Here is a 19,439-nt window from a genome sequence, read left to right on the forward strand (position 1 = left end):
GGGTTGGCTGCCTTGCTTTTGCCATTTGTGTTGACAATGTGTACACATTATGTATAAAATCGTACGTATATGGATGCCAAAATAGGAGGAACGACCAATGGATTCAAGTTTGCATATCCGTCTCCCGAAAGAGCTGAAAGAAAGCTTTCAGCAGGCGGCAAAGGATAATCATAAGGATACTTCCACCCTGGTCAGGGACTGGATTGCCGATTATGTCGCCGAGCACCGCAAAACCGACGAAGAAACGGCGGCTGATTTGTATGTGGCAGGTTACCGGCTGCAGCAGGAGCTAGGAGGGAGGGAGCAGATCGATAAGGACTTTGTAAAGCAGCTTCAGGAGTTCTCTCTAACGGATCAAAAACAATTCACGCACCGCATCCTCTCGATGTATCTGGAACATGATCTGACCGTTCCCGCGATTGTGCAGAAGCTTCATGGCGGGTTTGCTTATTCCCAAATGTTTTTGCTTGGTTTGATCGGAGAAAAACCGAAGGACAGCGTTTAGTGCTTTTCTGCCCCCTATTCATGAGCGCCTGACGGCGTTTCGATTGTTTTCTCATTTGCCCCGAGTCCCCCGCCTGCCGCTGTCTGCGCATTGGCATTCTGCTAGGGAGAACGATATACTTGGGGGAGAACCTTGAATGGGAGGAACGGAATGGACTGGCTTAAAATTGACGATGTGGCGAAGGAAACCGGCCTGACCAAGCGCACGATCCGCTACTATGAGGAAATCGGCCTGATCAAATCACCCGAGCGCTCGGACGGAGGCATGCGTTTATATACAGAAGATGACGTGCAGCATTTGAAAAATATCGTGTTAGCCCGCAAGGTGCTCGGCTTCTCTCTGCAGGAGATTCAAGAGTATTTACAGATTCATGAGCAGGTGGAGCTCCACCGCAGCAAGTTTTCGTCCTCGTCCGACGACGACCAGCGCACGGCTGAGCTGGAGCAAATGGGAGAAGCGGTTACCAAGCAGATCGGCCTGCTGGACGTCAAAATCCAGGAGATCGCCCGCGTTCGGGAAGAGCTCGTGGCGCTGCAGGAACGGATTACGAACGCGCTAAAACGATAGTCTGCCTTCAGAGGCAAACAGCGATGATTTTATTTACCGGGAGTCAATAATCAGCAGCAAGCCGGCAAGCAGTCTGGGTGCAAAGCACCAGGCTGTTTTTTTTGTGCAAAACGGCGTATCCATCGGAGAAAATGCCGTGAACTCTCCGTGAACTCTCTCGGATGAATGACGCCTGAGAATGCCCTTACTAGTTCTTATTACCTATTGATAAGTTCAAAATTTTTAAAGAAAATGGATATATGTAGAAATGTTATGGGGATGAGCGAGAAAAAATCTATGATAATGTGCTCATATAGACCGTGACTCAAGTAACAAATTTGAGGGTGGGAGATACAGATTACCCAGTAGAAAGGAAAGTGCTAGTGAAACGAATGTCGCTGTCCATTAAACGAAAGTTGCTGGTATCGTATCTCGTCGTGCTGATCATTCCCAGCGTCATGATCGGAATGCTAACTTACCAGTCGGCCAAGGGGAAAATTGAGGGAACGCTGATGACCAACGCCCTGGAGAGCAGCGAATCCGCTGACCGGATCATCACGCAGAACATCCAGGCCAAGGTGGATGATCTCGCTTACCTGATTCAGCAGCCTTATGTCGCCAGTGCTGAAAGCGATCCCACCGGCAAGGGAGGCGAGCTCAAGGCTCAGCTGAGGCAGTATCTCACCCTGCATAAGGAGGTCAAGGATATATTGCTGGGCACGGATAGCGGCGATTTCGTCCGGGCCTCCGAGGACCCGCTGCCGGAACGATACGACGTCCGCAAGCAGGACTGGTATATCCGGGCGATCAAGCAGGGGAAGGGCGCGACCATCTCGCCTGTGTTTAAAGCGGCCAACGGCCAAATGTCCGCTTCCATCGCCCAGATGCTCCCATCAGGCAAAGGCGTTATGTCGATCGAGCTCAATCTGGATACGATTCGCAGCCTGACCCAAATGAAGCTGGGCAAGGACGGATACATCGTGATCGTCGATACGGCAAAAAACTATGTGGTGCATCCGGACAAGACGGGGGAACCCGCGGAAGAAGTGGTGACCAAGCATTTGTTTGCCGGCCAAGAAGGAAAATTCAGTTATACATACGAAAATGAGAAGAAGCGGGCGTCCTTCACGACGAACGAGCTCACCGGGTGGAAAATAGCCGGAACGATGTACGACAAAGAGGTGGCCGGTGCCGTCAGCGGCATCCGCAACACGGTGATCCTGGTTATTTCGATATCCATTCTGGCCGCCCTGGCCATCATCCTGTTCAATATCCGCTCGATCATTAAGCCGATTTCTGCGCTCACCTTGGCGACCGAGCGGATCAGCAAGGGGGATTTGCGGGAGGATCTGGACACGGCGAAGAGGGATGAGATCGGCAATCTCAGCCGTCACTTCCAGACGATGGTGGACAATCTCCGCGCGATGATCATCAGTGTCCAGGAAATCACGGATCACGTGAACGCGTCCGCCAAGGGGCTGGCTGCAGGCGCTGATCAGACGACCAAAGCGATCGAGCATGTGACCGAAGCCATCCAGGAGGTTGCCGTCGGAAGTGAGCAGCAGCTTCGCAGTGTGGAGCAGAGCATGGTGAGCATGGAGGTCATGTCCAAGGAGTCCGAGCGGATTCGGGCCAACATGGACGATGTCATGCAGACGATGCAGCGGACGACCCAGTCGGCGGAAGAAGGCAACGCGGCCGTGATCAGCGTCACGGACAAAATCCAGAGCATCCACGAGACGGTCAGCGATCTCGACGGCATTGTGGATACGATGAACGAGCGTACGGCCCAAATCGGCGAAATCGTCAATTTGATCACAGGCATTGCCCAGCAGACCCATCTCTTGGCGCTGAACGCGTCGATCGAGGCGGCCAGGGCCGGAGAGCATGGACGGGGCTTCGCGGTCGTCGCGATCGAGGTGCGGAAACTGTCGGAGCAGTCGGAGCAATCGGCCCAGCGGATCGAGGCGCTCGTCAGCGGCATGAAGGGCGAGATGACGCGGATTCTGTCCGCCATGAACGACGCGAAGACGAGGGTGTCCGAGGGCATCGAAGCGGTGGATTTGACAGGACGGTCGTTCACGCGGATCCGCAAGGCCGTCAAAGGAGCCAGCGCGGACATCGCCTCGGCCGCCGAGGCGTCGCGCTCGCTTGCGCAGAGCGGCGAAAGCGTCGAACAGTCGATTCGGCTCATTCAGGGGTATTCCGAAGCAGCCGCAGGCAACACACAGGCCGTATCGGCTTCCGCCCAGGAACAGCTTGCCTCCATTGAGGAGATTGCCTCTTCGGCGGCCAGTCTGAACAAGCTGGCTGAGCAGCTGCTCGAGCAGGTCGCACAATTTAAAATCTAACGGCGATGAATAGGCAGGCGCCACCCGAAGCTGCAAGCGGGTGGCGCCTTTTTTGTACATTCCCCGAGCCATCCACATAATTTATCCAATTCTGGCACAACCTACGGTTAAATTCCTTCTTGCTGGCAAGGAGCGGAAATCGAGGTGACTAGTGGAGATGAAAAAAGGCGGTGCAACACCGGATAAGCCGCGCATGGCCCTTCCAACAGGCAGGGCACTGGGTCTGCCGTCTCCTTCGTTGGATAAGGTGCCGATCCAGAAGGATCTGAAAGTCAATACGGAGATGCTGAAGGATATCTTCGATGACTGCTCGGACATGGTCTACCGGAGCATGGAGGTTGCCCCGGGCGTTGAGGGCCTGCTCGTATATGTGGAAGGGATCGTGTTCTCCGAAGAACTCCAGATCCATATGATTCAGCCCATTATCCAGGGATTGGTGCGCCTGAAGAATGAGGGGGACGAGAGCAAGGAGCAAGACCCTGACCTGGAACCACTGGAAAATACGCGCGTATCCCTGTCCCAGGTCAACAGCGCCACCATGTGGGGGGATGTCATCGAGGGGCTGATGAATTCCAGCGCGGTCATCCTGGTGGACGGGTATTCGGAAGCCCACCTGTTCAATGTAAAGGGCGGATTGCGCCGAACCGTATCCGAGCCGGAGACCGAAGCGGTCATCCGCGGGCCGCGCGAAGGATTCACGGAGATGCTTCGCGTCAATACAGCGCTGCTGCGTTTCAAAATTAAGTCCCCGAGGCTGAAGATGAAGAGCATCGTTCTCGGGACAGAGACCAAAACGGATGTGGTCATTTCGTACATCGAGGGACTGGCGAATCCCAAGATGATCCGGGACGTCGAGAAGCGGCTCAAGGACATTGAAATCGACGGAATACTGGAATCCGGGTATATCGAGGAAATGATCGAGGATCATCCGTATTCGCCTTTTCCCCAGCTCCAGTACACCGAGCGCCCCGACACCGCAGCGGCCCAGCTGCTGGAGGGACGTTTTGCCATATTCACGGACGGTACGCCGTTCGTTCTCATCGGTCCGGTGACCTTTTTCCAACTGATGCAGGCGAGCGAGGACTACTACGAGCGGTACTTCATCACGAACTTCATCCGGTGGATCCGGTATTTATTCGTGTTTATCGCCCTCTTCTTACCTGCATTGTATATTGCTACGACGACCTATCATCAGGACATGCTGCCTTCGACCTTGGTGCTCAGCATCGCGGCTGCCCGGGAGGCAATACCGTTTCCTGCGCTCGTCGAGGCGCTCATTATGGAGATTTCCTTTGAGGCCTTGCGCGAGGCTGGCGTAAGGCTCCCGAAAACCGTCGGCCAGGCGGTCAGCATCCTGGGGGCGCTCGTTATCGGTCAGGCAGCGGTCGAGGCCGGCATCGTATCGGCCCCTATGGTCATTATCGTGTCGATGACAGGGATCGCCTCCTTTACGATTCCGCGGTTCAACCTGGCCATCACGGTCCGCCTGCTGCGGTTTCCGCTGATGATTCTGGCCGGGGTGCTCGGATTGTTCGGCATCGTGCTGGGTACGGTCTGGATTCTGGTCCACGTGACCCAATTGACCTCCTTTGGCGTGCCGTATATGTCCGGCGTCAGCCCTTTCCATGTTCAGGATAACAAGGACGTGTTCGTTCGCGCCCCATGGTGGAAGATGAAGCGGCGCCCATCCTGGGCATCGAAGAAAGACCGGGTGCGTGAGAAGAAGGAGATCAACGGTACCCCGCAATCAAACAAGGTGTGGTGATATGGACATGATCAAGAAATGGGCGGTAGCCGGTTTATTGCTCCTGAGCCCGCTTGCGCTGGCGGGCTGCTGGGACCGTAAAGAAATCAACGACGTTGCCTTCGTTATCGGATCTTCCGTCGACAAGGAAAACGGGATGTACCGAAGTGCCCTCCAGATCGCCCTGCCGGGGAATTTAGGCGGGGCAGGCAGCAAAGGCGGCGGCGGAGGCACCAGCGGCGGAAAGTCCTACTACCTGGAATCGAAAACGGGCATTACGCTGCGCAGCGCCAACATGGAAATCCAGGCCGGCAACTCCCGGAACCTTTCCTTCTCCCACCGGCGCGTGCTGCTTATCGGCGAGGATTTCGCCAGGGACGGCATTGCACCGATGCTGGACCAATTTGCCCGGATTCCTCAGAATCGCCTGTCATCGCTGGTGGCGGTGACAAGCGGATCGGCGTACAAAATTTTGGACGCCGCAGCGCCGATGGAGCAATTCTCCAGCGAGATGATCCGGGAGCTGATCAACGAATTCACAAAAAGGCCCGATTCGCTGAAACAGCTGGTTAACACACTCATGACGGATGGCGTGGACGTGGCTCTTCCGTACCTGTCTATTCAAGAAGCGGTGCCGCCGGGCGTGGGCACTTCCAAAAATAATATCCAGGTTACGGGCCTGGCTCTGTTTGACGAGGACAAGTTCGTGGGAGCCCTGGAAGGGCAGGAAGGCAAAATCATCAATCTGGCCATGAACCAGGCCCCCTCACCGGACATTATCGTCGACGGGCCCGGAGGCAAGGGCCACATTTCCATCCGTTTCAGTGAAAATGAGGCCAAGCTGAAACCGGTTGTCCGCGGCAACGATATCACGATGACCATCGAAATTTACGCCAAGGGCGCCGTGTACGAAAATGATTCAAACAGCATTATCAGCGATGAGCATAGCCTCCGGGACCTGGAGCGCCGGGCCAGCGAGGAGATTGTCGATAAAGTGCAGCTCGCCATGCGGTCTCTGCAGCATAAATACAATTCGGATATTCTGGGATTCGGCAGGTCGATCTACGAGAATGACCCTAAGGCTTGGCAGAGATTTAAGGGCAATTGGAAGAAAGCATATCCCGAGGTCAGGGTTATCGTAAAACCTGAGCTTCATATCGAGAATATCGGAGCCGTCGGCAAGCCCTTCGGCAGAAAGGAAATCAGGAATGATTAAGCTTCTGGGGCTGTATATCTTGGCCGCTATATTGGTGATCCTGGTCGATCGGAAGGTCATGCGCGAAATTCCGGGGATTAATCGCTGGTTGGCCTATATTCTGCTCGCAGGCGGGTTCGGAATTTGGGCCTACTGCCTGCAGTTTGGCCACGTCGTGTACGGATCGGTACTGGCGGGACATTATCTCGAAAAATTCGTTCCTTTTTGAATGTGAAATCGCAATAAAGGAGGCAGGGCTGTGAATAAAGTGACGAACCGGCAGTTTAGGATGCTCGGAATTACCTACATCTTGAACACCACATTAATCCACGTACCGAGTGAGCTGGCCAATTATGCCAAGCAGCACGCCTACCTGTCCTTTTTTCCGGCGGGAATCGTCGTTGCGCTGATGCTTCTGCTGCTGTCCAAAAGCGCCAAGCGGTTCCCCGGGAAGGACCTGTTCCAATCGCTGAACGGACGGCATAAAGTGATCGGAAGAGTGATTACCATCCTGTATCTGATATTTTTCTTTATCATCCTGGCCAGGGATATCCGCATGGTTGCCGACTTTACCAATGTCGTCCTGCTGCCGCTCACGCCGATTTTCATCATTTCTATTGCGATCACGGCGACGGTGATTTTTATTGCCAGAGGGGGCGTGCAGACGGTGATGGGCATTGCCGACCTGTATGGGCCGATGATGACAACGGTGGTCCTCATCATACCGTTTATCGTTGCCAAGGATTTTGATTTCAACTATATCAAACCTTACTTTTATGTCGATTGGGCGGGCGTCGGCAAAGGGAGCTGGGTCGTCTTTTCTTACCTGGGCCAGATCTTGGCGCTCCCGTTCATCTTCTCAAGCAAAGATTACCGGATCCGTGACGGGATGTACGCTTTGCTCCTGTCGACAGGGCTGCTGCTGCTGATCGTCATTATGATTTCGCTGCTGGTAGGCGTACCCATTGCCGAAAGCCTGATGTACCCGTCTTACGAAATGTCCCGGCAGATTAAAATAACGGATTTCCTCGACCGGTTCGACATGCTGCTCGTTGGCCTCTGGTTTCCGGCGGTTCTGCTGAATATCTCCACCAGCTTGTTCATCATTTGTTACGGATTAAAAACGATGATCCCGCAGATTTCCGGAAAAATGATGACCTCGCCCATCGGGTTATTCGCCGTGGTGACAGCATTCTGGATCTATCCCAATTCGATCGAAGTGTTCCGGTTCGACAGGGAGTGGACGGTCGTGGCCCTGGTGTTCGTCATCGTGCTGCCGCTCTTCATCTTTTTGTTCCATCGGCCCCATCGAAAACCCCGGATGCAGGAACCCCGGGAGGACGCTACCTGATCCTTCTGCCGGTAAAAATAAAACAGACTCTTTCGGTTAGATTAGAGGGGATAAAAGTGATACAATAGAAGGAACGGGCGGCCCTGAAGCCTGCGGCTGAAGGGGATGTCCTGCCTGCTAGGCATACCTGAAGGGTGATTACATGACAACTAAATCGAGAAAGCACAACATTTTTCATAAGTTTTACCGGAAAATCAAGCTGAACATGATCAAGCTGTTCCGTTCCCCGGGCGGAGCACGCAAAGTGTCGCTCGGATTTGCACTCGGGTTCGGGCTCGAGATGATCGTCATTTCCACCGGATCGCTGGTGTATTTGATTTTTTACCCTACGGTAAGGTTGGCCGGCGGCTCGCTTCCGGCAGCTATTATAGGCAATGTCATTGGCAAGCTCACTTTCCTTCCTATCGTCCTCCTCCCTTTTGCCAAGAAAATCGGAGAATGGTTTTTCCCGAAAAAAATGGTGGATATTCCGGTCCAGGAGCATGCTTGGAGAAACCTGCTGTCCGGCGATTTTACCATATTTAAGCATCTGCTGCAGGGCGGTCTTCACGTACTGATCGGCATGTCGGTGTTCGGCCTGGTGCTTGGCGTCATTTCCTTTTTTGTCGTTCGATTCTTGTATAACCAGCGTAAAAGGCACCGCCTGGCCAAGCGCCAGAACGCCGCTGCCGTCAAAAGTCTGTGAATCTTTTCATCTCCTTGGGCGGAATTTCAAGTATACTGTTTAATAAAACAGTGGCGGGTTCCATGAACCCTGATGAGGAGAAGGATGCATGGCTCGGAATTTGGCAGGTAAAAAAATTGCGTTAACCGGTCCCCGCAAAGCGGCCGAAATGGCCAAACTTGTGGAGAATATGGGAGGCATTCCGCTGATTCGTCCCGCACAGGGAACGGTATTCCTCGACGATGTGAAGCTGCGCAAGGATATTGAAGCCTGGATCGCCAATCCACCCGCCTGGGTCATATTGACGACGGGCATGGGGCTCGACGCCATCGATCAGGTGGCGGAGGAGATGGGGGCTGGCGCTGCACTGCTCGAAGCGCTGCAGGGCTCGTCCATTGCCGCCCGCGGGTACAAGACGGTGAATGCCCTGAAGAAGAGAGGGCTTATCCCGATCGTACGGGACGACGATGGGAGCACGGCCGGTCTGATTCGGGGGCTGGCGTCTTATCCGTTTCAAGGGGCGGACGTCATTCTACAGCTGCACGGCGATCCGGCTCCGAAGCTGACGGCCTGGCTGCAGGAACAGGGGGCCCAGGTACGGGAAGTGCTGCCGTATCAGCATATTGCTCCGGAGGAAGCGGAGCTTGCGCGGCTGCTCGCCGAAATTACGGCGGCGGAGCTGGACGCCGTGGCGTTCACCAGCGGGCCGCAGGTGCGCAACCTGATCGAGTACGCCCGGGCGAAGGGCGAGCTCCCGAAGCTGGTATCGGCTTTCTCCGGACCGGTGGTCGCGGCGGCTGTCGGCAAAATTACGGCCCAGGCGCTGCGGGAAGAAGGCATCGAACGCGTCTGCTCGCCGGAGGAAGATGAGCGGATGGGCAGCATGATGGTGGAACTGGGAAGGTATTTTGTTCGAAATTGAAGGAAAGGACATGTCTATACAGACGGGGGATGCGGCTGGCTGCATCCCTTTTTCCTTCATCAAAACGAAAGGAATTAAAGGTTTTTTCCAGAAAGTGTGGAATGCTATAGGGAACGAGAGCGAGCAAGGAGGAACATAATGAACAAGAAAAAAAGCATTTTACTCGGTGATTACACGCATCCGAAATTTCACCCTTTGCAGGGGGTAGACGCGCAGATCAGCCATATTTTGAACGATGTCATTTCGGTTCAATGCAGCGAAAACAAAAATTTGCTGCTCGAGGAGCATTTGAAGCCGTTTGACCTTTGCATATGCTATTTCGACTTGTGGGACGAGAAGGTGTCTCCGCAGCAGACAGCGGGTTTGCTGTCTTACGTGAGCCAGGGAGGAGGCCTGCTTGTCATCCACAACGGCCTGTCTATCGGCAACCGGCGCTATGAGCTGGCCCAGCTGGCCGGCGGCCGTTTTAACGGTCATCCGCCGTACCAGCCGCTGTCGTTCCGGGTGAGCGCAGAGGACCAGGTTACGAAAGGCATCGAGCCTTTTGAACTCGACGAAGAGCCGTACCAGATTGATTTTGACCCGTTTGGCGAAAGAACCGTGCTGCTGGAATACGAACTGGAAGGAACGTGGCATCCGGCGGCCTGGAAACATAGCTACGGTATGGGAAGAGTCGCCTTTCTGATGCCGGGGCATCACGAGCCGACATTCCTCCATCCGCAGATCCGCCGGCTTATTCTGCAGGCAGCGCAGTGGGCAGCGCATCTTCCGGGTTAATGCGGTTCCCGGGTTTATATGACCCATCATTTGGGGGTATAATATATTGACTATAGCTTTGGGAGGAATAACCATGAGTGATCTGTTTAAAAAAGCAATTTCATTGGGATGGGGCCTTACCATAGTGAGCAAAGAGAAAGTCGAGAAGATCGTGGACGATCTGGTCAAACGGGGCGAGCTGGCGCCGTCGGAATCCAAAGATCTGGTCAACCGGCTGGTGGAACGCGGCGAGGAGGAGCAGTCCCAATTTAAAACGTGGATTCAAGACCAGGTTCGGCGTGTATTAACGGACATTCACGTTCCTTCCGATCAGGATATCGTCAGTCTGGAACAGCGCATTGCAACATTGGAGAAGAGGGTGGCGGAGCTCGAAGCAGAGCGTTCCGGACCGGCCGCGGAATAAGATGGCACTGCGCATCAGACATACCGGTCGTTACCGGGAGATCGCCATGGCGCTTATGCGTCATGGCTTTGGTTATATCGTGGAGGAGCTGGGCCTGTTCCAGATGCTGTCCATACCTAGACGGTGGATCACCCATGAGACGCCGCAGACCAAGACGCTGGGGGAACGGATCCGGCTGGTTCTGGAAGACCTTGGACCGACCTTCGTCAAGCTGGGGCAGCTGGCCAGCACCCGGTCGGACCTATTGCCGGAGCCGATTATCCGGGAGCTGATCAAGCTTCAGGATCAGGTTCCGCCCTTCTCGTCCGAGTCGGCCAAGGGCATTATCGAGCAGGAGCTGGACGACGCCATCGAGGATATTTTCTCCTGGTTTGAGGAGTCGCCGATCGCGGCAGCTTCCATTGGGCAGGTTCACCTCGCCAAGCTCAAGACCGGCGAGGATGTAGCGGTCAAGGTCCAGCGTCCGGGCGCTCTGCAGATGGTGGTCAGAGACCTGGAAATCCTCAGGGACCTGACCGCGCTAGCGGAGAAGCGCTGGGTGTGGGTCAAGCAGTACCAGATCGCCCGCCTGGTGGAAGAGTTTGCGAGCTCCATGCGGGCTGAGCTGGATTATACTCAGGAAGGCCGCAACGCGGAAAAAATTGCACTGCAGTTTCAGAACGATGAGACCGTGTGCATCCCGCGAATATTTTGGCAGTATACATCTTCACGCGTCATGACGATGGAATATGTCCGCGGCATCTCTTTAAGCCATCAGGAGGAGCTTGTGGCGAAGGGATACGATTTGAAGGAAACGGCCGAGAAGCTCGTGGAGAGCATGCTGCACCAGATTTTCATCGAAGGCTTTTTCCACGCCGATCCGCATCCGGGCAATCTGCTCGTGCGCAAGGACGGCAGCCTTGCCTATCTGGATTTCGGTATGGTGGGACGGCTTAGCGAGGAGATGAAGGATCATCTGTCTTCGCTGATCATCGCCCTGATGCGGAAAAACACCGACAGCATGGTCCGCGCCGTGCTGAGGCTGGGCATGATGCCGGAAGACGGCGATATTCGCGAGCTGCGCAGGGATCTGGACAGTCTGCGGGAGCAGTACTATAATATTCCTTTTTCCGAAATCAGCATGGGGACGGCGCTGAACGATCTGTTCGCGGTCGCCCAGCGTCACAAAGTGATGATTCCGCCTGATCTGACGCTGCTCGGCAAGGCGCTGCTGACGATGGAAGGCGTCATCGAGAAGCTGGACCCTACGCTCAGCATCATCGACATGGCGGAGCCGTTTGGACGGAAGCTGATCAAGGACCGCTTCAGCACCCGCAATCTGCGCAAGAAGCTGCTGGGCGGAGCGGCGGGTCTGGCGGAGGCGCTGTTCGACCTGCCGGACCAGGCAAGGCAGATTTCATCGTTAATCAGCAAGGGCAAGCTGAAGGTTGAGATCAGCGTTCCGGAGATGGAAGCCCTGATGAGGAAGCTCGACCAGATCAGCAACCGGCTGTCTTTCAGCATCGTGCTGCTTGCCTTCAGCATCATCATGGTTGGGCTGATCATCGGTTCTTCCCTGAATCAGCAATCTTCGGTACTGTGGCATTTTCCGGTGATCGGAACCGGCTTTATTGTGGCGCTGTTGATGGTGCTGTGGCTGCTGTTTTCCATATTCAAATCCGGCAGGTTTTAGCTGCCTGTATTGCCGCCATTATGATCCATACATTGTTATTCATGCGTTTTTCATTTCATCCTTTAAGGGAGGTCTGTCCGGCGGCCCTGCACGGGTCACGTGGCGGTCCTCCTTTTTAAGATAAAAGTACAAGCGTCTGAACCGAGTTAATCCACTATATATCCCGCTAAAGGCGGAACTTAATGAATGAGGTGCATTTTTGTTGAAGTTTTCAAGTTTGGGCGTTAACGAATCATTGGTCAATACACTGAGGGCGAACGGTATTGCCATCCCGACACCGGTGCAAACGGAGACGATCCCGCTCCTGCTTGCAGGTAGCGACGTGATTGCGAGGGCACGTACAGGAACCGGCAAGACGCTGGCCTTTATGCTGCCGATGCTGCAAAAAATAGACCCGACACAGCTGTACCCGCAGGCGCTTGTCGTTGCGCCTACACGCGAGCTGGCGCTGCAAATTACCGAGGAGGCGCGCAAGCTGGCGGCAGGGACCGATATCCGGATTCTGGCCGTTTACGGCGGACAGGACGTCGAGAAGCAGCTGCGGAAGCTCGAAGGGGGACGCCAGCTGATCATCGGAACGCCGGGCCGGCTGCTGGATCACCTCCGGCGCGGTACGCTGGAGCTCGGGCGCGTCAAAATGCTCGTGCTGGACGAAGCCGACCAAATGCTGCACATGGGCTTCCTGGACGAGGTCGAGACGCTGATTCAGGCGCTGCCCTACAAGCGCCAGACGATGCTGTTCTCGGCCACGATGCCTGCCGAGGTCAAGCGGCTTGCGGCAGCCTATACCCGGGACGCGGAGGACGTAGTGATCAAAGGGGAGAAATCGCCGGTGCCGCTGGACCATATCCGGCAGATCGTCGTGGAAGTGACGGACCGGACGAAGCAGGAGGCGCTGATGTCCATGATCGACACGTACCGCCCGTTCCTGGCGATCATTTTTTGCCGCACGAAACGGCGGGCGTCGACACTCAACGAAGCCTTGCTGGAGAAAGGATATAACTCGGACGAGCTGCACGGCGACCTGTCGCAGGCGAAGCGCGAAGCGGTCATGAAGCGGTTCCGTGAGGCGAAGCTGCAGCTGCTGGTCGCGACGGACGTGGCGGCCCGCGGGCTTGACGTGGAAGGCGTCACGCACGTGTTTAACTACGATATTCCGCATGACGTGGAGAGTTATATCCACCGGATCGGCCGTACGGGCCGGGCCGGGGAAAAGGGCATGGCCATCACGCTGGTCGCCCCCAAAGACAAAGGCGAGCTGGCAAACATCGAGCAGCACATCCAGTACAATATTGAACGGCGCCGGTATGACAAGGGCGCCGGCATCACTGCCGCGGGGACCAAGGCGCGCTCCATCCATGCGGAGCGTGAGGACCGCGGACGCGGCGGCAGAGACGGCGGGCGCGGCGAAGGCCGCCCGCGCCGGGATGACCGCCCCGCACGCGCGGGCGGTGAAGGCAGAGGCGCCCGCGGCGAGGCCAAGCGGGCGCGGGGCGCCTACGCCGGAAGCGAAGCCGGCGCAGGCGGTGCAGGTGTCGGCCGCTCCCGCACTGGTGCGGCCGGGCAGCGTGACGGCCGCAGCGCTGGCGGCGGCCGGGGCCAAGCGGCCCGCGCGGAACGCGGCGCGCCGGTTGGCGGTTCCCGCGGCGGCCGGGATGCCAAGCGGAGCGGCACGGGCCGCCCATCCGCTCCCGGCGGCAGAGGCCGGAGCGCGGGAGGACGCGGGCGCCGGAAATAACGGCGCCCCGCGGCCAAGGCAAAGGCAGCAGCTAACCCAGGCGGGGTCAGCTGCTGCCTTTTTTTTGTCCTCACGGATGCCCCGAAATTTAGAGGCAAATCTCTAAATCTGCTAATGGGTGGGCCGCCCGTGCAAACCGTACTCTATCGCGGCGCTGCCGTTTTTGTTTTCTGACTCGGATGATTCGGGCAACCTCCCACTTTGCGGCCAAGCGTTTCAGCAGCCCGTCAAACGCATGATATAATAGCAGGGCAGCTCATCCAAAACCTGGATGCCGCTGCTGCAATAGCAGTCAGCACCGGCTGCAATCAGTCATAGCAGAAAGGTCTTGATGCGTAATGATCAAGCTGAGCATATTGGATCAATCAACGATATCGGAAGGCAGCAATCCGGTGGAAGCGCTGGCCCAGACGGCGGCCATGGCCCAGGAAGCCGAACGGCTCGGATACCATCGTTTTTGGGTATCGGAGCATCATTTCTCCCCGAACCTGGCCGGCTCCAGTCCGGAAGTGCTGATCTCCCATCTGGCGGCGAAGACATCGACGCTCCGGGTTGGATCAGGCGGCGTAATGCTGCCTCACTACAGCTCTTACAAGGTAGCGGAGAACTTTCGGCTCTTGGAAGGCCTCTATCCGGGCAGAATCGACCTAGGACTCGGACGCGCGCCGGGCGGCATGCCTTTGGCGACCCGTGCCCTTCAGGAAGGGAAGATGCGCGGCGAGGACCGTTACGCCGATCAGATCGACGACTTAGTCGCCTATTTGACGGATTCCCTGAGTCCGGAACATCCTTTTGCTGGACTTCTGGCCACGCCGATGGTCCAAACCGTTCCGGAAATGTGGCTGCTTGGCTCCAGCGGTGGCAGCGCCGGGATTGCCGCCATGCGGGGAACCGGCTTTGCTTTCGCCCAGTTTATCAACGGTTCCGGCGGCAGTGATGTGATGCGCTGGTACCAGGAGCATTTTCAGCCGTCGGCCATTTTTGACAAGCCCCAGTCCCTGGTGGCCATCTTTGCCGTATGCGCAGAGACGGAGGAGGAAGCGAACCGGATTGCGTCCAGCATGGATCTCTCGCTCATTTTATTGGAAAAGGGCGGATCGTCTTCAGGCACTCCGTCGGTGGAGAAAGCGCTGGAATATCCGTATTCGCGGTACGACCGAATCCGGATTGAGGAGAACCGCAAGCGGATGGTCGTCGGTTCCCCGCAGCAGGTGAAGCGCAGAATTGAAGAGCTGTGCGAGGAATACAATGCCGATGAGGTGATGATCGCCAGCATTACCCATCGTTTTGAGGATAAGCTGCAGTCCTTCCGGCTGATCGCCGAAGCGTTCGGACGTCCGGCGGACGCCGCCGGACGATAACAGAACGAACAGGCGGAAATTAGAATAACGTCTATCGGCATACATCGGAAGCAAGACCGCATCCGGAAGTGTTTCTTGTGTTATAAAGAAGCACATTCTCCGAAGCTAATACTTTCTTGCATCTAGAAAAAAAGACGGCCCCCTGGATATTATCCGTCCGGGGCGCCGTCTTTTGGCTTCGTGTAGGTGAAGCCGGGGTACTTGACTACAGGCGATTTTTCCTTGCGCAGCGCATCCAGCAGATCGGACCCGACGTTCAGGTTTTCCGCCACCAGCTCCCGTGGTGTCAAGGCCATCCACTGGTTCAATGACACATCCGCGAACCGGTCGCTTTTGAACATTTCCAAAAACCAGAGGCTGTCTGTTCCGGTATTCTGGATATAGTGTCCGAAGGCGAACGGCACATAGCCGACGTCGCCCGCGCGAACGTTGAACGTACGGGCCTTGCCGCCACCGGCGAATACGGTCATTCTGCCTTGGCCGGTAAGGTAATACTGCCATTCGTCCTGATTCGGATGCCAGTGCATCTCCCTCATTCCGCCGGGTTTGATTTCCACCAGTGCCGCCGCTACGGTACGCGAGATCGGGAAATTGGACGAATCTACGATCCGTACGCTGCCGCCGGATGTGATGATCGGAGGCTGCGCGAGCAGGCGGTGCGTAAAGGTTTGGGGCACCTCTCCGTAGGGCGAGGTTACCTTTTGGCTGTCCAGTGGACCGGGAACGGGTTCCTGCTCGATGTACACCTGGCTGGGAGGGATGCTTGCAAACGCGCTTTCCGGAACGCCGAAATTGGCTGAGAGGACCTCCCTGGGCGTGTGGGCGAACCAGTCGGAGATGCTGAGGGTATTCAGGTCGGAGAAATGTCCGTCGTCAAAAACAAGCAAAAACTCGCAGCCTTCCTCGAGCCCTTGGATGGAATGGGGGATGCCTGGCGGGAAATACCAGAGATCTCCGGGACCCACATCGGCAATGAAATTGCGCCCGTTTTGGTCCACTGCCGTAATGCGTGCCCTGCCGAGCAGCATAAAGGACCATTCGGCCTGCTGGTGCCAGTGGAGCTCACGCAGGCCGCCAGGGGTGAGGCGCATGTTGACGCCGGCCAGCGTGGTGGCGATGGGCAGGTCGCGAACCGTCACTTCCCTGGACCATCCGCCTTCATTAAGCTGCATGTGCGTATCGGAGAAGGAAAATTTTAAATTGGGTATCAGCCCGTTATCGGTCTTCGGCGGAACGAGCATATCGGGATTCTCCATGTCCCGAAGCACGTCGCGCGGCCCCTCGTCGGTCGCCCCTTCGCGGCCGCGGATCGGCTGGGGAATCCGCCTGCCCGACTCCGGCCGATTGGATGAATGATTCATGCGTATGGCCCCTTTTCAGCAGTAATCTCGCTTTCAGCTACAGGAAAGTATATGAACCGCCGCATGCCGATATGAGGCTGATTCCCGGCTTCATTGGATTCGCTTGGGGCCGGACTTGCATCACGGCCGCTTTGGAGTATCATGGAAAGTGGATCGTAAAATCACAGCCCGGTCGGTAGTCCGCGGCGCATGTAGGGAGGCAGAGGGCGATTCGCCAGCACAGCCTCCCGGATCACATGTCAGTAGCCTTCCCCCCTCGGGATGTCCCTCGGTCCGATTTATACAGAGGGGGAATACTGGTGAAACTCACGGTATTTTTTGAAGATCCTTATTGGGTCGGTGTCGTCGAAGTGCAGGAAGCAGACGGGCTCAAGGCGGGTTGTCACGTCTTTGGTTCCGAGCCGTCTTTGCAGGAAGTGTGGGAGTACGTTATGAACGATCTTCCCGCGCTGGTGGAGCGTTTATCCTGCAGCGTCCCGGCCGCGCGGCTGCCTGTGAAGTCGGTCAACCCGAAGCGGCTTGCCCGGCAGGCGGCGAAGGAGTCCCGCTCCCGAGGCGTCAGCACCCAGAGCCAGGAGGCGCTTCGCCTGGAGCTGGAGAAGTCAAAGAAGCAGCGCACTTGCCGAAACAGGGAACAGCGGGAAGCCCTGGCCGCTTACAAGCGGGAGATCGCCGTAAGGAAGGCCAAGGCCAAGCATCGGGGTAAATAGCAGCAGAATGCCAATTCTATATGAAGGATAGAAAGGGGTAATCACATGTCCGTATACCAATTCACAGCAGCCAAGACCTCTGGTCAAGAGGTGTCTCTTCAGGATTATGAAGGTAAAGTGCTGGTCATCGCCAATACGGCAAGCCAATGCGGATTAACGCCACAGTATGGCGACCTGCAGAAGCTGTATGACCAGTTCAAGGCGCAGGGGCTCGAAATCCTTGGATTTCCCTGCAACCAGTTCGGAGGACAGGAGCCGGGTACCAGTGAAGAAGCCGCATCGTTCTGTCAGCTGAATTATGGGGTTCAATTCCCGGTATTCGCCAAAGTGGAAGTGAACGGGGAAGGGGCTCATCCGCTCTTTCAATATTTGAAACAGCAGCAGCCGGGTCCGGCCGAAGACGGCGAGATTCAATGGAACTTTACGAAGTTCCTGGTGAACCGGCAGGGAGAAGTAGTTGCCCGTTTTGAACCGAAGGAGTCGCCGGAAGCCATGACGGAAGCGATTCGCGGTTTGCTGTAAACTGCCGGGATGCTTCCTGAAAACTTCCTGAAAGTGATACGAACCAATATCATGAACAAAAGGTCTGTCCCGAAAACGGGACAGACCTTTTTGATAATATCAGTAAGTATGAACTCCATAGCCATTGCTTCCTGATATTGCAAGAAAAACTTCCTTTAAACGCGGTCTGTCTACTTTGAAGGTACGTCGATAGACGTTTTTCTTATAATATCAGTAAGTATGAACTCCATAGCCATTGCTTCCTGATATTGCAAGAAAAACTTCCTTTAAACGCGGTCTGTCTACTTTGAAGGTACGTCGATAGACGTTTTTTTTATAATATCAGTAAGTATGAACTCCATAGCCATTGCTTCCTGATATTGCAAGAAAAACTCCCTTTAAACGCGGTCTGTCTACTTTGAAGGTACGTCGATAGACGTTTTTCTTATAATATCAGAAAGTATAAACTCCATAGCCATTGCTTCCTGATATTGCAGGAAAAACTTCCTTTAAACGCGGTCTGTCTACTTTGAAGGTACGTCGATAGACGTTTTTCTTATAATATCAGTAAGTATGAACTCCATAGCCATTGCTTCCTGATATTGCAGGAAAAACTTCCTTTAAACGCGGTCTGTCTACTTTGAAGGTGCGTCGATAGACGTTTTTCTTACAAAAACGGATGTTACTGCGGAACGCTGCCGTTTAATCCTTTCAAGGCTTCCTCCACCGGGGTATCGCCTTCAAGCAGGTCGAACGACTGGTTATGGGTCTGCCGGATTTGCAGCGCCGCGAGAACAGCTGCGGCCACATCATCTCTGGATACCCGGCCGTGACGCTGCAGTTCCGGAGCGGCATGCACCTTGCCTTTGCCCGGCTCGTTTGTCAGCCCGCCCGGACGGATAATCGTATAGCTCAGCCCGCTTTCCTCCAGGATGGTCTCGGCCTTGCGTTTGGCCATCAGGAAGGGCTTCAGGAAGGAAGGCATGGCGTCCGGATCCTTGGTGCCCATAGAGCTGATCAGCACAAACCGTGGAATTTGCTCCAGCACGCTCTGCTCAATGAGCCGAACGGTTCCGACATGATCCACATGCTCCGGATCTCCCGAGGTGCCGGCCCCTGCGGCGCAGACGACGATGTCCGCTCCCTTCATACCGTCGGAGAAAGCTCCCGACAAGTCTCCAAGATAACCCTTAGCTCCTGTGGATTCCAGATCCCGGAGGTGGTCTTCTTTACGGACCAGCCCTCTCACGTCATAACCTGCCTCAACCAGCTTCGATACGATTCTGCGCCCGGTCTGGCCGTTTGCGCCTGCCACAAAAACGGTTGTCATCATTGATCACCTCTACGTATGCATTACCCCGATGTCCAGGGCGGGAACACAGGTTTTGATCGAATTCCAAAAATAAACAAATTCGCCAGGTCGGCGTCCGGGGGAACGAAACATCGACCTGGCGAATTCGGTTGGGAGTGGTCCATGATATATGGCATAGCAGGCAGGGCGAACACGGTTCGTCCACTCTATGCTCCTGTTCTTTTTATACCCGGCGGGTGTGGGGTTGAAACAGATGCCTTATTTTTTCTTTTGCGGATTTTGCCGGCTCGCTTTAAGATAGAAATACAAGCATATACAGACTTCAT

The 19,439-nt window shown here is 55.6% G+C and carries 18 protein-coding genes; 16 read left to right on the top strand and 2 right to left on the bottom strand.

The features are described 5' to 3' along the window. Window positions 1-97: 97 nt before the first annotated feature. The 14 genes from MKY74_RS05530 (at window position 98) to MKY74_RS05595 (ending at window position 15,229) form a co-directional block, all read left to right on the top strand. Entirely contained in the window at window positions 98-505 is a 408-nt protein-coding gene (locus tag MKY74_RS05530) for a ribbon-helix-helix protein, CopG family (RefSeq protein ID WP_076171863.1), read from the top strand. Between the two features lie 150 nt (window positions 506-655). Then, a complete protein-coding gene (locus tag MKY74_RS05535) occupies window positions 656-1,072 on the top strand; it encodes a MerR family transcriptional regulator (protein WP_076171861.1) in 417 nt (138 codons plus the stop codon). Window positions 1,073-1,443: 371 nt separating this feature from the next. Continuing rightward, window positions 1,444-3,402 carry a methyl-accepting chemotaxis protein gene (locus MKY74_RS05540; protein ID WP_076171859.1) on the top strand — a complete coding sequence of 653 codons (1,959 nt, stop codon included), beginning with the start codon at window positions 1,444-1,446 and terminating at the stop codon, window positions 3,400-3,402. Between the two features lie 193 nt (window positions 3,403-3,595). Further along, the gene (locus tag MKY74_RS05545; protein WP_076172530.1) at window positions 3,596-5,167 is read left to right on the top strand and encodes a spore germination protein; all 1,572 of its coding nucleotides are present in this window, start codon (window positions 3,596-3,598) and stop codon (window positions 5,165-5,167) included. A 7-nt stretch (window positions 5,168-5,174) separates the two neighbouring features. Then, window positions 5,175-6,362: a Ger(x)C family spore germination protein gene (locus tag MKY74_RS05550; protein WP_076172527.1), complete on the top strand. Its 1,188-nt coding sequence runs from the start codon at window positions 5,175-5,177 to the stop codon at window positions 6,360-6,362. Next, complete coding sequence (locus MKY74_RS05555; protein WP_076171857.1) at window positions 6,355-6,570, top strand: hypothetical protein; 216 nt, start codon at window positions 6,355-6,357, stop codon at window positions 6,568-6,570. Before MKY74_RS05550 ends, MKY74_RS05555 begins: the two co-directional genes overlap by 8 nt. A gap of 30 nt (window positions 6,571-6,600) precedes the next feature. Beyond that, on the top strand, window positions 6,601-7,692 hold the full coding sequence (locus tag MKY74_RS05560; protein ID WP_076171855.1) for a GerAB/ArcD/ProY family transporter: 1,092 nt from the start codon (window positions 6,601-6,603) through the stop codon (window positions 7,690-7,692). 142 nt (window positions 7,693-7,834) lie between these two features. After that, a complete protein-coding gene (locus tag MKY74_RS05565) occupies window positions 7,835-8,377 on the top strand; it encodes a DUF2062 domain-containing protein (protein WP_076171852.1) in 543 nt (180 codons plus the stop codon). Between the two features lie 88 nt (window positions 8,378-8,465). Then, complete coding sequence (locus MKY74_RS05570) at window positions 8,466-9,278, top strand: uroporphyrinogen-III synthase (protein ID WP_076171850.1); 813 nt, start codon at window positions 8,466-8,468, stop codon at window positions 9,276-9,278. Between the two features lie 138 nt (window positions 9,279-9,416). After that, window positions 9,417-10,055: a ThuA domain-containing protein gene (locus MKY74_RS05575; RefSeq protein ID WP_076171848.1), complete on the top strand. Its 639-nt coding sequence runs from the start codon at window positions 9,417-9,419 to the stop codon at window positions 10,053-10,055. Between the two features lie 73 nt (window positions 10,056-10,128). Then, entirely contained in the window at window positions 10,129-10,458 is a 330-nt protein-coding gene (locus MKY74_RS05580) for a phasin family protein (RefSeq protein WP_076171846.1), read from the top strand. 1 nt (window position 10,459) lies between these two features. Then, a complete protein-coding gene (locus MKY74_RS05585) occupies window positions 10,460-12,130 on the top strand; it encodes an ABC1 kinase family protein (RefSeq protein ID WP_076171844.1) in 1,671 nt (556 codons plus the stop codon). Between the two features lie 199 nt (window positions 12,131-12,329). Next, entirely contained in the window at window positions 12,330-13,868 is a 1,539-nt protein-coding gene (locus MKY74_RS05590; RefSeq protein ID WP_076171842.1) for a DEAD/DEAH box helicase, read from the top strand. A 338-nt stretch (window positions 13,869-14,206) separates the two neighbouring features. Next, on the top strand, window positions 14,207-15,229 hold the full coding sequence (locus tag MKY74_RS05595; RefSeq protein ID WP_076171840.1) for an LLM class flavin-dependent oxidoreductase: 1,023 nt from the start codon (window positions 14,207-14,209) through the stop codon (window positions 15,227-15,229). A gap of 149 nt (window positions 15,230-15,378) precedes the next feature. On the opposite strand, the gene MKY74_RS05600 is transcribed toward MKY74_RS05595, so the two are convergent. Further along, the gene (locus MKY74_RS05600; RefSeq protein ID WP_076171838.1) at window positions 15,379-16,590 is read right to left on the bottom strand and encodes an oxalate decarboxylase family bicupin; all 1,212 of its coding nucleotides are present in this window, start codon (window positions 16,588-16,590) and stop codon (window positions 15,379-15,381) included. A 299-nt stretch (window positions 16,591-16,889) separates the two neighbouring features. Here MKY74_RS05600 and MKY74_RS05605 point away from each other — a divergent pair, with 299 nt between their 5' ends. Both MKY74_RS05605 and MKY74_RS05610 read left to right on the top strand, forming a co-directional pair. Beyond that, window positions 16,890-17,300: a YjdF family protein gene (locus MKY74_RS05605; RefSeq protein WP_076171836.1), complete on the top strand. Its 411-nt coding sequence runs from the start codon at window positions 16,890-16,892 to the stop codon at window positions 17,298-17,300. Window positions 17,301-17,345: 45 nt separating this feature from the next. Next, window positions 17,346-17,822, top strand: coding sequence for a glutathione peroxidase (locus MKY74_RS05610; RefSeq protein WP_076171834.1), 477 nt, complete (start codon window positions 17,346-17,348; stop codon window positions 17,820-17,822). Between the two features lie 661 nt (window positions 17,823-18,483). Here the strand turns inward: MKY74_RS05610 and MKY74_RS05615 are convergent. Beyond that, on the bottom strand, window positions 18,484-19,134 hold the full coding sequence (locus MKY74_RS05615; protein ID WP_244169412.1) for an SDR family oxidoreductase: 651 nt from the start codon (window positions 19,132-19,134) through the stop codon (window positions 18,484-18,486). Window positions 19,135-19,439 lie beyond the last annotated feature (305 nt).

This window comes from Paenibacillus sp. FSL R5-0378 (assembly GCF_038009285.1).
GTDB classification, from domain to species: Bacteria; Bacillota; Bacilli; order Paenibacillales; family Paenibacillaceae; genus Paenibacillus_AQ; species Paenibacillus_AQ favisporus.